Origin of the sequence: Bradyrhizobium australafricanum, assembly GCF_020329495.1 — a bacterium.
GTDB classification, from domain to species: Bacteria; Pseudomonadota; Alphaproteobacteria; order Rhizobiales; family Xanthobacteraceae; genus Bradyrhizobium; species Bradyrhizobium australafricanum.
Genome location: NZ_JAGKJL010000032.1, coordinates 40,148 through 55,501 on the forward strand (window position 1 = coordinate 40,148; position 15,354 = coordinate 55,501).

The window sequence follows — 15,354 nt, forward strand, 5'->3', positions numbered from 1 at the left end:
CTTTACAATTCTTAACGCGCTTTGTCCGGCAGAAGCCTTCAAAATGCTTCGTCGGATGTGGCGCGCGCGGAGTTCAGGGGACACATAGAGCCGCGCGAGCTCATTCGTGTTTCTTCGTGGGCAGGTTATGGACCAGCAGATCAAAGACCCGTCGATTGTGGCGCCCGAGCGAACCAGGCGAGGATCGCGTTGGCGGGGGTTTCTGACGGGATGTCTCGTGCTGGCGGTGCTGGCCGGCATCGTCTGGTGGACGCGGCAGCAGGCCGCGCCGCCGCAGGCCGGTGGCGGGCGCAACGCCGGGCCGATGTCGATCGTACCGGAGACGATCGGCAAGGGCGATATCGGCGTCAGCCTGAATGCGCTCGGCACCGTGACGTCGCTCGCGACGGTGACGATCAGGAGCCAGATCAGCGGCTATCTGATGAAGATCGATTTCAAGGAGGGCGATGAGGTCAAGAAGGGCGACCTGATCGCCGAGATCGATTCTCGCCCCTATGAGGCGACGCTGGCGCAGGCCAAGGGACAGCTCGCCCGCGACGAGGCGCAGCTGAAGGGCGCCCAGGTCGATCTCACCCGCTACCAGAACCTCGCCGCGCAGAACGCCGTGCCGCATCAGACGCTCGACACCCAGGTCGCGCTGGTCGCGCAGTATCAGGGCACGGTGGAGGCCGATCGCGCCTCGGTGAAGTCGGCCGAGGTGAATTTGCAATATTGTCACATCGTGTCGCCGATCAACGGGCGCGTCGGACTGCGCCAGGTCGATCTCGGCAACTATGTGACGCCCGGCGATACCAACGGCCTCGTTGTGATCACGCAGCTCGAGCCGATCAGCGTGCTGTTCACGCTGCCGGAGGACAATCTGCAGGCGGTCTCGAAGCGGTTGAGGGAGGGCGCGGTGCTGCCGACGGCGGCCTATGACCGCAGCGGCGCCAACAAGCTCGCCGAGGGATCGTTGCAGACCTTCGACAGCCAGATCGATGCGACCACCGGCACCATCAAGCTGCGCGCGCAGTTCGAGAACGACAAGCGCACGCTCTATCCGAACCAGTTCGTCAACGTGCGCCTGCTGCTCGATACCCACAAGGATGCGACGACGATGTCGACCGCCGGTATCCAGCGCGGTGTCCCCGGCACCTTCGTCTATCTCGTCAACGCCGACAGCACGGTCTCGGTTCGGCCGGTCAAGCTCGGCGTCACCGACGGCGACCGGGTCGAGGTGCTGTCCGGGCTCGTGGCCGGCGATCGCATCGTGATCGACGGCGCCGACAAGCTGCGCGAGGGTGCGAAGGTGGTCGTGCGCTCCGCCACTGACGCCGCGAACCCTGCCGCTGCGGCCAAGGGGGCGGCGAACGGGGCCGCGAAGGGAGACGGCAAGGGAGATAGTAAGGACGGCGCGGATCCCGGAGGCGGCCACCACAAGCGGTCCGAGGACGGGCAGAAGAAATGAACCCGTCGCGGCCATTCATCCTGCGGCCGGTAGCGACGACCCTGATGATGATCGCCATCATGCTGTCGGGCATGCTGGCGTTCAGATTTCTCCCGGTCGCGGCGCTGCCGGAGGTCGACTATCCGACCATCCAGGTGCAGACCTTCTATCCCGGCGCCAGCCCCGACGTGATGACCTCGTCGGTGACGGCGCCGCTCGAGGTGCAGTTCGGCCAGATGCCGAATCTGACCCAGATGAGCTCGGTAAGCTCGGCGGGCTCGTCCGTGATCACGCTGCAGTTCGGCCTGTCGATCTCGCTCGACGTCGCCGAGCAGGAGGTGCAGGCCGCGATCAATGCCGCGGGCAATCTGTTGCCGTCGGACCTGCCGGCGCCGCCGATCTACGCCAAGGTCAATCCGGCCGATGCACCGATCCTGACCCTCGGCCTGACCTCGAAGACCATGCCGCTGACCCAGGTGCAGGATTTCGTCGATACGCGGCTGGCGCAGAAGATCTCGCAGCTGCCCGGCGTCGGCCTCGTCAGCATCAGCGGCGGCCAGCGGCCCGCGGTGCGCATCCAGGCCGATATCCGCAAGCTCGCGGCCTATGGCCTCAACATCGACGATCTCCGCACCACGCTCGGCAACGCCAACGTCAACACGCCGAAGGGCAACTTCGACGGCGCGATGCGCGCCTACACCATCAATGCCAACGACCAGATCCGCAATGCCAGCGACTACCGCTCGCTGATCATCGCCTACAAGAACGGCTCGCCGGTCCGCCTCAGCGACGTCGGCAACGTCGTCGACGGCGCGCAGAACGACAAGCTCGGCGCCTGGATGAACGAGACGCCGGCGATCATCCTCAACATCCAGCGCCAGCCCGGCGCCAACGTGATCTCGGTGGTGCAGGGCATCAAGGACCTGCTGCCGCAGCTGCAGGCGACGCTGCCGGCCGCGATCGACGTCAACATCCTGACCGACCGCACCGTCACGATCCGGGCCTCGGTGCGCGACGTCGAATATGAGCTGTCGCTTGCCGTGATCCTGGTCGTGCTTGTCATTTTCGTGTTCCTGCGCTCGACCCGCGCCACGCTGATCCCGAGCCTGTCTGTGCCGCTCTCGCTGGTCGGCACGCTCGGCGCGATGTACCTGTTCGGCTTCAGCCTGAACAATCTGTCGCTGATGGCGCTGACGATCGCGACCGGCTTCGTGGTCGACGACGCGATCGTCGTGATCGAGAACATCTCGCGCTACATCGAGGAGGGCGAGTCGCCGCTCGAGGCGGCGCTGCGAGGGTCGGAGCAGATCGGCTTCACCATCATCTCGCTGACGGTATCGCTGATCGCGGTGCTGATCCCGCTGCTGTTCATGGGCGACGTCGTCGGCCGCCTGTTCCGCGAATTCGCCATCACGCTGTCGGTCACGATCCTGATCTCGGCCGTGGTGTCGCTGACCCTGGTGCCGATGGCCTGTGCGAAGCTGCTGAAGCCGGAGGCCATGGCGCGGGAAAACACCTTCCAGCGGCTGAGCCGCGAAGGCTTCGATGCCGTAATCGCGATCTACGCCCGGATGCTCAACTGGGTGCTGGATCGGCAGACCTTTGTGCTGCTGATCGCGCTCGCCACCTTTGGTCTCACGGCCCTGCTCTATGTCGTCATTCCCAAGGGCTTCTTTCCGGTGCAGGACACCGGCGTGATCCAGGCGATCTCCGAGGCGCCGCAATCGGTGTCCTATGCGGCGATGGCCGAGCGGCAGCAGCGGCTCGCCAGCGCGATCCTGAAGGATCCGGACGTGCAGAGCCTGTCATCGTTCATCGGCGTCGACGGCACCAACACCACGCTGAACAGCGGCCGCATCCTGATCAATCTGAAGCCGCATGAGCAGCGCAAGGCCAATGTCTCGACGATCATGGACCGGATCAAGGCGAGCACGGCGGCGCTGACCGGGATCACGCTCTACATGCAGCCGGTGCAGGACCTCACCATCGAAGGCACGGTGAGCCGGACGCAGTACCAGTTCATCCTGCAGGATGCCGATCCGAACGAGCTTGCGGAATGGACGCCGAAGCTGGTCGACAAGCTCCGGGAATTGCCCGAGCTCAGCGACGTCACCAGCGATATCTCGGCGCAGGGGCTTTCGGTGTTCGTCGACATCGACCGCGACCAGGCCGCGCGGTTCGGCATCACGCCGGCGACGATCGACAACGCGCTGTACGATTCCTACGGCCAGCGCATCGTCTCGACCGTCTTCACCAATTCGAACCAGTACCGCGTGATCCTGGAAGCCGATCCGTCGCTGCAGACGTCGCTGGACTCGCTGTCGTCGATCTATCTGCCGTCATCGGTGGGCTCGACGCCGGTGCCGCTGTCGGTCATGGCCAAGATGCGGGTGGAGACCGCGCCGCTGCAGATCTCGCATCTCGGCCAGTTCCCGTCGGCGACCGTCTCGTTCAATCTCGCGCCCGGCGCCTCGCTCGGCGGGGCGGTGACGGCGATCAAGCAGGCCCAGGCTGACATCAACCAGCCGCTCGGCATGATCACGAGCTTCCAGGGCGCGGCGCTGGCGTTCCAGTCCTCGCTGTCCAACCAGCTGTTTCTGATCCTGGCCGCGATCATCACGGTCTATATCGTGCTCGGCGTGCTCTATGAGAGCTTCATCCATCCTTTGACGATCCTCTCGACACTGCCTTCCGCGGGCATCGGCGCGCTGCTGGCGCTGATGATGGCCGGACAGGATCTCACCATCATCGCAATCATCGGCATCATCCTCCTAATCGGCATCGTGAAGAAGAATGCGATCATGATGATCGACTTCGCGCTCGATGCCGAGCGCAACGAGGGCAAGCCGCCGCGGGAGGCGATCTATCAGGCCTGCCTGCTGCGGTTCCGGCCGATCATCATGACGACGATGGCAGCTGTGCTCGGCGCGCTGCCGCTGATGCTCGGCAGCGGCGCGGGGTCCGAGCTGCGGAATCCGCTCGGCATTTCGATCGTCGGCGGCCTCCTGGTGAGCCAGCTGCTGACCCTGTTCACGACACCGGTGATCTACCTCTGGTTCGATCGCCTCGCGCTGCGATTTGCCGGGCGGGCGGACGAGATCGGCGAGGCGAGCGGGTCGCGTTGAGCCATGGATCCGTCAACGCCCTTCATCCGTAGGCCGGTGGCAACGACGCTGTTGACGTTCGGGCTCGCGGCGGCCGGCATTGTCGCGTTCTTCAAGCTGCCGGTGTCGCCGCTGCCGCAGGTGGATTTCCCGACCATCTCGGTGCAGGCGACGCTGCCCGGCGCCAGCCCGCAGGATGTCGCGACCACGGTCGCAAGTCCCCTCGAGCGACATCTCGGCCAGATCGCCGACGTCACCGAGATGACGTCGTCGAGCTCGGTGGGCGCGACCCGCATCACGCTGCAGTTCGGGCTGAACCGCGACATCAACGGCGCGGCGCGCGACGTGCAGGCCGCGATCAATGCGGCGCGGGCCGACCTGCCGACCAGCTTGCGCAGCAATCCGACCTACCGCAAGGTCAACCCGGCCGACGCGCCGATCCTGATCCTGACGCTGACGTCGGATACGCTGACGCGCGGCGACCTCTACGATGCCGCCTCCACGGTGCTGGCGCAGAAGCTGTCGCAGGTCGAGGGCATCGGCGAGGTCGTGGTCGGCGGCAGCTCGCTGCCGGCCGTGCGCGTCGATCTGATCCCGCAGGCGCTCTACAAATACGGCATCGGGCTGGAAGACGTCCGCGCGGCGCTGTCGAGCGCCAACGCCCACAGCCCCAAGGGCGGCATCGACGTCGGCGACCAGCGCTACCAGGTCTATGCCAACGACCAGGCCAACAAGGCCGACGACTACAAGTCGCTGATCGTGGCCTACCGCAACGGCGCGCCGGTTCATCTCTCCGACGTCGGCGAGGTGGCCGACGGCGTGGAGAATTTGCGCAATGCCGGGCTCGCCAACGGCAAGCCGGCGGTGCTGATCATCCTCTACCGGCAGCCGAACGCCAACATCATCAGTACCGTCGACCTCGTGAAGGGGCTGATGCCGCAGCTGCAGGCATCGGTCTCGCCGGCGATCGACATCGGCTTTGCGGTCGACCGCTCGACCACCATCCGCACCTCGCTCCGGGACGTCGAACGAACCCTGGTTCTGGCGGTGCTGCTGGTCATCATCGTTGTGTTCGCGTTCCTGCGCAATGCGCGCGCCACCTTCGTTCCGGTGGTGGCGGTCTCGGTGTCGCTGGTCGCGACCTTCGGGGCGATGTACCTGTTCGGCTACAGCCTCGACAATCTCTCCCTGATGGCGCTGACGGTCGCGACCGGCTTCGTGGTCGACGACGCCATCGTGGTGCTGGAGAACGTCACCCGTTACATCGAGGACGGCCTGAGCCCGCTCGAGGCGGCGCTGAAGGGCGCCAACGAGGTCGGCTTCACCGTGCTGTCGATGAGCATCTCGCTGATCGCGGTGTTCATCCCGATCCTGCTGATGGCCGGCATCGTCGGGCGGCTGTTCCGCGAGTTCGCGATGGTGATCTCGATCTCGATCCTGATCTCGCTCGCGGTCTCGCTGGCGACCACGCCGATGATGTGCGCCGTGCTGCTCAAGCCGGACGCCGGCGGCCATGGCCGGCTCTATTGGGCGAGCGAGCGGTTCTTCGAGGCGATGCTGAACTTCTACCGCAGAACGCTGACCGCGGCGCTGGCGCATCCTCTGTCGGTGATGCTGATCCTGGCGGCGGTGTTCGGCCTCAACTTCTATCTCTACGACGTGATCCCGAAAGGCTTCTTCCCGCAGCAGGACACCGGCCGGCTGGTCGGCTCGATCCAGGCCGACCAGAGCGTGTCGTTCCAGCTGATGCAGCAGAAGCTCGCGCAGTTCGTCGGTATCATCAAGCGCGATCCGGCGGTGGAGACGGCGGTCGGCTTCACCGGCGGCGGGCAGACCAATTCCGGCTTCGTGTTCGTTTCGCTGCGTCCGCTCGATGAGCGCAAGATCGGCGCCGACGGCGTGATCGCGCGGCTGCGCCGCGAGATGTCGGTGGTGCCGGGCGCGAGCCTGTTCCTGCAGGCGGTGCAGGACATCCGGGTCGGGGGCAGGGCCTCGAACGCGCAGTATCAGTACACGCTGCAGGGATCGACGCTGGAGGAGCTCAATGAATGGACGCCGAAGATCGCGGCGGCCCTGCAGCGCGATCCTGATCTCGCCGACGTCAACAGCGACCAGCAGAACAAGGGCCTGGAATCCGATCTCGTGATCGACCGCGACGCCGCGGCCCGGCTCGGCATCACGGTGAGCCAGATCGACAACACCCTCTACGACGCCTTCGGCCAGCGGCAGGTGTCGACGATCTATGTCGCGCGCAACCAGTATCACGTCATCATGGAGGTCGCGCCGCGCTACTGGCAGAATCCGGAGACGCTGAAGGACGTCTATGTCAGCACGTCCGGCGGTTCGGTCGGCGGCTCGCAATCGACCAACGCGGTGGCGGGCACGGTCGTCGCCCCAGGCAGCTCGAGTGCGGCAAGTGCGGCCAACGCCCAGGCCGCGCGCAACCAGGCCACCAATTCGATCGGTTCGACCGGGAAGGGGGTGGCCTCGACCGGATCGGCCGTCTCCACCAGCAGCGAGACCATGATCCCGCTGTCGGAAGTTGCTGCGTTCAAGCAGGGCGCGACGCCGCTTGCGGTCAATCACCAGGGCCTGCTGGTCGCCAACACCATCTCGTTCAACCTGCCGCCGAATGTGTCGCTGAGCACGGCGGTCGGCAGCATCGAGGCGACCATGAACCGGATCGGCGTCCCGGCCACGATCCGCGGCACCTTCCAGGGTACCGCCAAGGCGTTCCAGGACTCGCTGAGCAACCAGCCGTTCCTGATCCTGGCGGCGCTGGTAGCGATCTACATCGTGCTGGGCGTGCTCTATGAGAGCTACGTCCATCCGCTGACCATCTTGTCCACATTGCCCTCGGCGGGTGTGGGCGCTTTGCTGGCGCTGATGGCATTCAAGACCGAGTTCAGTATCATGGCGCTGATCGGCGTCATCCTGCTGATCGGCATTGTGAAGAAGAACGCCATCATGATGATCGACTTTGCGCTGGAGGCGGAACGCAGGCGCGGGCTGGAGCCGCTCGAGGCGATCCGGGAGGCCTGCCTGCTGCGCTTCCGCCCCATCATGACGATGGCCGCGCTGCTCGGGGCGGTACCGCTGGCGATCGGCATGGGCGACGGCGGCGAGCTGCGGCAGCCGCTCGGCATCGCCATCGTCGGTGGCCTGATCCTGAGCCAGGTCCTCACGCTCTACACGACGCCGGTTATCTACCTCTATCTCGACCGGTTCCGCCTGTGGGCCCAGCGCGCGCGCCGCGGCGGCGCGATGCGGACGCCGGGCTCCTCACTTCAACCGGGCGAGTAAATGCCGACAGGTACAGCGTTGCGAAATCTTCAGTTGATGCGCAAGCCGATCCGGTTTCTGCGCGTGGCGGCGTTCGGCGGCCTCAGCCTCGGTCTGTCCGGCTGTATTCCCGGGGCGGAGAAGCCGGAGCTCAGCCTCGAAGTGCCGGCGAGCTACAAGACTGCGGCCAAAGGCGATGCCGACGCGGCTGTTCCGGCGCTTGCCTGGTGGCGCGGCTTCCGCTCGCCCGAGCTGACCGGGCTGATGGAGTCCGCGCAGCTCTACAATCTCGACATCGCGGTGGCGATCGCCCAGATCGTGCAGGCCGACGCCCAGGTCGGCGTGTCCGGCGCCGCGCTGCTGCCATCCATCTCCGGATCGGCGAATGCCGAGCGTCAGCGTGTGGCAACAGGGTCCAGTTCGTCGCTCGGCACCAGCGGTACCTTCTCGCAGTACAGCCTCGGGCTGAGCGCAAGCTACATCGTCGATTTCTGGGGCAAGAACCGCGCGACGCTGTCGGCCTCGGAGGAGAGCGCGACCGTCGCGCGCTACAATCGCGAGGTGGTCGCGCTGACCACGATGGCGACGGTCGCCAACACCTATTTCCAGCTGCTGGCGGCGCAAGACCAGATCAAGGTCACCCGCCGCAACCTCGCGGCGGCCGAGCGCATCCTTGCGCTGATCAAGTCGCAATTTGCGGGCGGCACCGCTTCGCAGCTCGATCTGTCGCAGCAGGAGGCGCTGGTCGCCACGCAGCGCGCGGCGATCCCGCCGCTCGAGGTAACGGTCGGGCAGAACACCGCGGCGCTCGCCGTGCTGGTGGCGCGCGCGCCGGCCGATTTCAAGGTGCGCGGCGGGTCCACCACGCAGATCGCGGTGCCGCGCGTCACGCCGGGACTGCCGTCGGAATTGCTCTACCAGCGGCCTGACGTCCGCGAGGCCGAGGCGCAGCTGGCGTCGTCCAATTTCAGCGTCGACGCGGCGCGCGCGGCGTTCTTTCCGCAGATCCAGCTGACCGGCACCACCGGCTTCCAGAGCGCGGCGCTCGCCTCGCTGTTTGCGCCGGGCGCCTGGTACTACACGCTCGCCGCCGGGCTGACCCAGCCGCTGTTCGACGGCTTCCTGCTGGAGAGCCAGCTCAAGCTCGCCAAGGGCCAGCAGCTGCAAAACCTGCAGGCCTATCGCAAGGCGGTGCTGTCGGCCTTCGCCGATGTCGAGAAGGCGTTGATCGCGTTGCAGAAGTACACGTTGCAGGAGCGCCTGCAGTCCGACGTCGTCGCCGCCTCGCGCAAGGCGTTCGAGGTCGCCGAGACGCAGCTGCGCGGCGGTACGGTCAACCTGATCACGGTGCTGCAGGCGCAGCAGACGCTGTTCACCGCCGAGAACAATCTGGTTACGGTCCGGCTCAACAAGCTGCTCGCGGCGAGCAGCCTGTTCCAGGCGCTCGGCGGCGGCTGGACGCCCGCCGGTACGCTGGCGGCGGCAGTGCCATGAGGTCGGCCATGCAGCGTTTCGCGACACTCCTCGTTGCCCTCGTCATCGCGCTCGGCGCATCGACCGGCGCGTCCCGCGCGCAGCAGCGGCCACCGAACAGCGTTCCGCTCGGCTTCGGCATGAGCGCCGACCAGGCCAGCCGGTCGCTCGGCGTTCCCCTGAATTACGTGCGCGGCACGCCGGGCAATGAATTGTTCGTCGCGCTGCCCAATGTCAGGGGCAGCGTGCTGTCGAGGCGCAGCGACGGGCTCTATCTGCAATTCGGCAAGGGACGCCTGATCGCCTGGAAGGGCGACTGGGGCACCCTTCCGCAATGAGGGTTTGCATGATTGCCATGAGAGGACTGATCGCCTGCGCCGCCATCGCGCTCAGCGTAGCCGCGGCGTCGGCCCAGCAGCGGCCGCTGCGCTACGGCAGCACCGGCGGCGCGTATTTCGACGGCAGGGACGACGACCGGGATTTTCGCAGTAACGGCTATTTCCCCGGCAATTTCGCGGCCGATCCCTTCAGCGCGGGGTTCGGTGCGGCCGGCCTGTTCGGCTCGACGCCGTGGCATTCCGCGCAGCCCTATCCATCGCAGGTCGTGTTTGGCGCACCGTGTCAGGACTGCCGTCCGCAGCGCACACGCCGGCACCGCGGCGGGCGCGAGTGAGGCGCTTCGCCGAGGCTTGATGCCTCTAGGCCTTGCGCAAGAGCTCGTCGATGATGCGCGGCTTCATCCAGCCGGCCTTGTCGATGATTTCGTTGCGCAGGGTGTCCTTTTCCATCTCGTATTGTTCATGCGGGATATCCCGGCCACCGGTCGCGGTGATCCCGAACGTCTCGAGCAGGGCGTTGTGCCGCGCCTTCCACGCGATCACATGCTCGGTCATGACTTGCGTCACGGATGGAAGGAAGCCGGGATGGCCTGCCAGGCCGCATGACGCCGTGGTCTGCGGGTCGCCTGCCAGCATGATCACGTTCCACTCGTCGTAGCCGATCAGCCCCATCTGCGCGTAGAGGAATGCGCCATGCGGTCCATCCCAGATCTTCTGGTCGATGACCAGGAACGGCACTGCGTGGCAGTGGCCGTGCCGCGCCGTCATGTCGCGGTTGAAGGTCTCGGTGCGGTCTTGCAATCGCTTGTTGGCCGCAGCGAAAACGGCAAGGCGATTGTCTGCCGTCGGCACGATGCTGGCTTCGTCATCAGGCGCGAAGCCTGCATCGCGCAGCATCGACCCGATCAATGGGTGATCCCACTGCTGCTTGTGAAAAGCAGGCGTCGCGCCGTCGGCGCCCGGCGCCGGACGCACGGTCTCCTTGAACTCGCCCAAGGTCGTCTCTTGCTTCTTTCCAAAAACTGGCCTGCGCCCGAACATCGCGTGCCGCTCCTGCCAAGCAGTTGGCACAAGCATCGCAAGGGACGCCCAGAACTTCCTTAACCGGTCAGGCCTGGCGCGCCGCGATTCATCAACAGCATGACGCAGTCGTTAAAGCGAACCGGACAAGTCAATCGAATTTGCCGAAATTGGCGACATTAGCTGGCGGCGGCGCTTGTCGATTTGTCGAGCGCCGGGCTGACGCGGGCGAACCGCACCACGAAGCGGGTGCCTTTGTGGCCGGGGTCGCGCTCGACGCTGGCATCGAGCTTGGCTGCCATCGCGCTGACGATCCGCTGGCCCATGCCGGTGCCGCGCGGATCGGCCTTGTCGGAAAAGCCGACCCCGTCGTCGCTGATCGCGAGCTGCAGATCGTCGCCTTGCGGCTTCAGCTCGACATGGATCGGGCCGGCGCCGTCGGGATAGGCGTATTTCACGGCGTTCATCACCAGCTCGTTGACGATGATGCCGATCGCGACCGCGCGGTCGGGATCGATCTCGATCGGGTCTGCCTTCAAGGTCAGCCGCGACATCTTGTTGCCTTCAGCCGATCGCCGGAGATCCTCGAGCAGCGCCTCGAGATACTGGTTGAGCATCACCGTCTTGAAGTCGTGCGAGGTGTAGAGGCGGCGGTGCACCTGTGCGACGGCCGCGACGCGCCCCATCGCGTTGGTGAGCGCGGCCTTCACATCCTGCTGGGTCGCGGAGTTGGCCTGCAGATGCAGCAGCGAGGCAATGATCTGCAGCGAATTGCCGACGCGATGGTTGACCTCGCGGAGCAGAACCTCACGCTCTGCGGCGAGCGCGGCATAGCGGTCGCGCGAGGCGTGCACCTCGGCCTCGGCCTCGTCGCGTGCCTTCTGAAGCGCGGCCTGCCGGATCGCGCCGTTCACCGCGACCTGGAGCAGGGGGATGAACTCGCCCCTGACGTCCTTGACCAGATAGTCCGCCGCGCCGGCCTTCAGCGCGGTGACGGCGATCGCCGAATCCTGCGACGCGGTGACGAACACCACCGGCGGAGCGTCCGGTATCTTGAGGATCTGCTCCAGGGTCTCCAGCCCATCGAGGCCGGGCATGTACTGATCGAGCGCGACGACGTCGATGCCGCCCTGGGCGAGCCGGTCGAGGCCTTCCTGGCCGCTAGCGGCGTGCACGACCTTGTAGCCCGCGCGCGTCAGCCCGCGTTCGACGAGGCGCGCCAGCGCCGCGTCGTCGTCGATGTAGAGCAGTGTCGGCGTTGCGCTGGTCATACGGAAGCCGGCGGCACCTGAATCACGGAAAAGAACAGGCCAAGCTGACGAATGGCGTTGGCGAAGCTTTCGTAGTTCACCGGCTTGGTGATGTAGACGTTGCAACCCAGCTCGTAGCAACGCTTGATCTCCTGGGAGTCGTCGGTCGTGGTCAGCACGACCACCGGCGTCGACTTGAGATATTTGTTCTCCTTGACCCGCCTCAGAATATCGATGCCGGTCATATCGGGCAGATTGAGATCGAGCAGGATCAGCAGGGCCTGGCCCTTGCGCTCGACGGCGCTGCCATCCTTGCCGAACAGGTAGTTGACCGCCTCTGTACCGTTGGTGAACGGGATGATCTCATTGTTGACACCCGAGCGCCGGATATTCCGCTCAATCAGGCGGGCATGGCCCTCGTCGTCCTCGATCATGATGATGGTGACTGGATCACTCATGTCACTTTGTCCCGGTTCTTGCCTGACCAATTGATAGGCAGCGTGATCGTGAAGGTGCTGCCGTTGTGAAGTTCCGATGCTACCGACATGGTGCCGCCCAGTCTGCGCACAAGTGCGCGGACATGGGCAAGCCCGATGCCCTGACCGGGTTTGTCCTGGGTTCCGGCGCGACGGAACAAATCGAAGATGCGCTGATGGTCCTTCGGATCGATGCCGCGGCCGTTGTCGGTGACCTCGAAGATCGCGAAGCCGAGCTTGGTGCGGCCCTCGATCGAAATCTCGCCGGGAACGCCGTTCCTGAGGTACTTGAGTGCGTTGTCGACCAGATTGGAAAAGATCTGCTCCAGCGCGAGGCGGTCGCTGACGATATTTGGCAGCGCGCCGACCTCGACGGTCGCGTTGGCCTCGACGGCCTGGTGAGCCATCGTCTTGACGATGCCGTCGATCAGCTCGCCCAGATCGATGCGTTCGGGCTTGAACTCGCGGCGGCCCTCGCGGGTGAGATTGAGGATCGCACTGATCAGGCGATCCATCTTGGCGATCGACGATTTGATGAAACCGAGCGATTCGTTGAAATCGTCGGATAGCTGCTTGTCGGAGCCTTCAAGCTCGGGCTCGGCCACATCGGTGGCGTCTTCCGGCATCGCCGGCGCCAGCGAGGCGGCGCGATTGAGCGTGGCGATGCGCTTGAAGATGTCGCCGCGCAGTTCCTCGAGCTCGCTGGTGAACCCCATGATGTTGACCAACGGCGAGCGCAGATCGTGGCTGACGATATAGGCGAAGCGCTGGATTTCCTCGTTGGCCTCGCGAAGGTCGGAGGTGCGCTCGTCGACGATGGTTTCGAGATTGACGTTGCTGTCGCGCAGCCTGGCCTCGGCCTCATCGCGCGCCCGCGACGATCGCCGCAGCAGTACTACCGAGAGAGCGGCGAGCGCCAGCACCATGCAGGAGCCGGCGATCGTGACGGAGGAGGCGAGCACCTGGGTCTTGTCCGCCGTCGCGGTGCGCAGCGCCAGCAGACGATCCTCCTCGGTGCGGATGTCGCGGGCGATCCGGACGATCGCTTCCACCGCATCGGTCGATGTGGTCTTGCGCAGGACGTCGATGCTGGTCGCCGTGTCGTTGTTCTTGACGCGCTCGATGCTGAGCGCGAACTCGGCCAGCCGTTGCTCGACGGCGGCTTTGAGCTTCGCGGCATTGGCGACCTGCGCCGGATTGTCGACGGTCATCATCTGGAGATGGTTGAGCGCGGCCGGGACTCCGGCTGCCGCGGACTGGTACTCGGACAGGTATTGTGGTGCTGATGTCAGCAGATACGCCCTGGCCGCGCTTTCGGCGCGCCTGACGTCGAGCAGCAGGTTGGCAATCTGGCTGTCGGTCTCGACGGTGTGAATCACCCAGGCGTTGTCCTCGCGCGCCTTGTTGACCAGCAGGACGGACGCCACGCTGACCGCGACCAGCACGAAAAATCCCGCCGACAGCAGGAGGATCTGTAACGTCGACCGGCGTCGTGAAACGACCGTCACGACGATCTCGCTATGGGAGTGGGATTCAACGCGTCCCCGTGGAAAGCCAATAACCCTATAGTACGTTTGAGGAAGGGCTGGGTTCCACGGAGTTCCGAACTATTTTGCGGCGTCGGATGGCTGACCGGCGAGGTACTGCTCCAGCCAGTGAATGTGGTAGTCGCCCTCGATGATGTCGGGTTCGCGCACCAGCGCGCGGAACAGCGGCAGCGTCGTCTCGATCCCGTCGACCACCATCTCGTCCAGCGCCCGGCGCAGCCGCATCAGGCATTCGCCGCGGGTCTTGCCGTGCACGATCAGCTTGCCGACCAGCGAGTCGTAATAGGGCGGGATCACATAGCCCTGATAGACGGCGGAATCGATCCGCACGCCGAGGCCGCCAGGCGGATGGAATTGCGTGATCCGTCCGGGCGAGGGACGGAAGGTCTGCGGGTTCTCCGCATTGATGCGGCACTCGATGGCGTGGCCGATGATCGCGATGTCGTCCTGCTTGGCCGGAAGATCGCCGCCGGCGGCGATCCGGATCTGCTCCAGCACCAGATCGATATCGGTGATGCTTTCGGTGACGGGATGCTCGACCTGGATGCGCGTGTTCATTTCGATGAAATAGAACTCGCCGTCCTCGTAGAGGAATTCGATGGTGCCGACGCCGAGATATTTCATGTCCCGCATCGCCTTGGCGCAGGTCTCGCCGATCCTGGCGCGCGCCGCCGCCGCGAGCACGGGCGAGGGGCCTTCCTCCCAGACCTTCTGGTGACGGCGCTGCAGCGAGCAGTCGCGCTCGCCGAGATGGATGGCGCCGCCGCGGCCGTCGCCGAGAATCTGGATCTCGATGTGGCGCGGCTTCTGCAGGTATTTTTCCAGGTAGACCGAGGCGTCGCCGAATGCCGACTTGGCCTCGTTGGCCGCGGTCGAGAGCGCCAGCGCGAGGTCGGCCTCGGTGTGGGCGACCTTCATGCCGCGGCCGCCGCCGCCGGCCGCCGCCTTGACCAGCACCGGGAATCCGATGTCTCTGCCGATCGCGAGCGCGTCGGCCTCCGAGGTCACCGCGCCGTCCGAGCCGGGCACCACGGGAATGCCGAGGCGCTTGGCGGTCTTCTTGGCTTCGATCTTGTCGCCCATCAGGCGGATGTGCTCGGCCTTCGGTCCGATGAAGCCCAGATTGTGGTCGGCGAGGATCTCGGCGAAGCGCGCGTTCTCGGATAGGAAGCCGTAGCCGGGATGCACGGCGTCGGCGCCGGTGATCTCGCAGGCCGCGAGCAGCGCCGGCACGTTGAGATAGGAATCTTTCGACGGCGGCGGGCCGATGCACACGCTCTCGTCGGCGAGCCGCACATGCATGGCGTCGGCGTCGGCGGTGGAATGCACCGCGACGGTCGAGATGCCGAGCTCCTTGCAGGCGCGCAGCACGCGAAGCGCGATCTCGCCGCGATTGGCTATGAGGATCTTGTCGAACATCGCAGCGCCTGGTGTTGAC

Annotated in this window: 11 protein-coding genes; 6 read left to right on the top strand and 5 right to left on the bottom strand. The window is 65.6% G+C overall.

Translation table 11 applies throughout. The features are described 5' to 3' along the window. Positions 1-217: 217 nt before the first annotated feature. Genes J6525_RS26175 through J6525_RS26200 form a run of 6 tightly spaced genes read left to right on the top strand, consistent with a single transcriptional unit; the run spans position 218 to position 9,958 of the window. Positions 218-1,447 carry an MdtA/MuxA family multidrug efflux RND transporter periplasmic adaptor subunit gene (locus J6525_RS26175; protein ID WP_225646822.1) on the top strand — a complete coding sequence of 410 codons (1,230 nt, stop codon included), beginning with the start codon at positions 218-220 and terminating at the stop codon, positions 1,445-1,447. Beyond that, positions 1,444-4,551, top strand: coding sequence for an MdtB/MuxB family multidrug efflux RND transporter permease subunit (locus J6525_RS26180; protein ID WP_092084319.1), 3,108 nt, complete (start codon positions 1,444-1,446; stop codon positions 4,549-4,551). Before J6525_RS26175 ends, J6525_RS26180 begins: the two co-directional genes overlap by 4 nt. A gap of 3 nt (positions 4,552-4,554) precedes the next feature. Next, a complete protein-coding gene (locus J6525_RS26185) occupies positions 4,555-7,833 on the top strand; it encodes an efflux RND transporter permease subunit (protein ID WP_225646823.1) in 3,279 nt (1,092 codons plus the stop codon). Further along, the gene (locus tag J6525_RS26190) at positions 7,834-9,306 is read left to right on the top strand and encodes an efflux transporter outer membrane subunit (RefSeq protein ID WP_225646824.1); all 1,473 of its coding nucleotides are present in this window, start codon (positions 7,834-7,836) and stop codon (positions 9,304-9,306) included. Between the two features lie 8 nt (positions 9,307-9,314). Then, positions 9,315-9,623, top strand: a complete 309-nt coding sequence (locus tag J6525_RS26195; RefSeq protein WP_225646825.1) for a hypothetical protein — start codon at positions 9,315-9,317, stop codon at positions 9,621-9,623. A gap of 8 nt (positions 9,624-9,631) precedes the next feature. Further along, positions 9,632-9,958 carry a BA14K family protein gene (locus J6525_RS26200; protein ID WP_225646826.1) on the top strand — a complete coding sequence of 109 codons (327 nt, stop codon included), beginning with the start codon at positions 9,632-9,634 and terminating at the stop codon, positions 9,956-9,958. Positions 9,959-9,983: 25 nt separating this feature from the next. Here J6525_RS26200 and J6525_RS26205 read toward each other — a convergent pair whose 3' ends face one another. The 5 genes from J6525_RS26205 to accC all read right to left on the bottom strand — a co-directional run bounded on the left by J6525_RS26205 (position 9,984) and on the right by accC (position 15,335). Beyond that, positions 9,984-10,619 (bottom strand): hypothetical protein, encoded by a 636-nt coding sequence (locus J6525_RS26205; RefSeq protein WP_225646827.1) that lies wholly within the window; start codon positions 10,617-10,619, stop codon positions 9,984-9,986. A gap of 203 nt (positions 10,620-10,822) precedes the next feature. After that, the gene (locus J6525_RS26210) at positions 10,823-11,914 is read right to left on the bottom strand and encodes a sensor histidine kinase (protein ID WP_092084307.1); all 1,092 of its coding nucleotides are present in this window, start codon (positions 11,912-11,914) and stop codon (positions 10,823-10,825) included. Continuing rightward, on the bottom strand, positions 11,911-12,351 hold the full coding sequence (locus tag J6525_RS26215) for a response regulator (RefSeq protein ID WP_092084305.1): 441 nt from the start codon (positions 12,349-12,351) through the stop codon (positions 11,911-11,913). The genes J6525_RS26210 and J6525_RS26215 overlap by 4 nt, the downstream gene beginning before the upstream one ends. Beyond that, entirely contained in the window at positions 12,348-13,877 is a 1,530-nt protein-coding gene (locus J6525_RS26220; protein WP_225646828.1) for a sensor histidine kinase, read from the bottom strand. The genes J6525_RS26215 and J6525_RS26220 overlap by 4 nt, the downstream gene beginning before the upstream one ends. A gap of 99 nt (positions 13,878-13,976) precedes the next feature. Next, the gene (gene accC / locus J6525_RS26225; RefSeq protein WP_028344933.1) at positions 13,977-15,335 is read right to left on the bottom strand and encodes an acetyl-CoA carboxylase biotin carboxylase subunit; all 1,359 of its coding nucleotides are present in this window, start codon (positions 15,333-15,335) and stop codon (positions 13,977-13,979) included. Between the last annotated feature and the right edge of the window lie 19 nt (positions 15,336-15,354).

Bases quoted from the DNA above. Each gene is read 5' to 3' on its own strand.
- J6525_RS26180 (WP_092084319.1), top strand. From the start codon at position 1,444: ATGAACCCGTCGCGGCCATTCATCCTGCGGCCGGTAGCGACGACCCTG.
- J6525_RS26185 (WP_225646823.1), top strand. From the start codon at position 4,555: ATGGATCCGTCAACGCCCTTCATCCGTAGGCCGGTGGCAACGACGCTG.
- J6525_RS26190 (WP_225646824.1), top strand. From the start codon at position 7,834: ATGCCGACAGGTACAGCGTTGCGAAATCTTCAGTTGATGCGCAAGCCG.
- J6525_RS26195 (WP_225646825.1), top strand. From the start codon at position 9,315: ATGCAGCGTTTCGCGACACTCCTCGTTGCCCTCGTCATCGCGCTCGGC.
- J6525_RS26200 (WP_225646826.1), top strand. From the start codon at position 9,632: ATGATTGCCATGAGAGGACTGATCGCCTGCGCCGCCATCGCGCTCAGC.
- J6525_RS26210 (WP_092084307.1), bottom strand. From the start codon at position 11,914: ATGACCAGCGCAACGCCGACACTGCTCTACATCGACGACGACGCGGCG.
- J6525_RS26215 (WP_092084305.1), bottom strand. From the start codon at position 12,351: ATGAGTGATCCAGTCACCATCATCATGATCGAGGACGACGAGGGCCAT.
- accC (WP_028344933.1), bottom strand. From the start codon at position 15,335: ATGTTCGACAAGATCCTCATAGCCAATCGCGGCGAGATCGCGCTTCGC.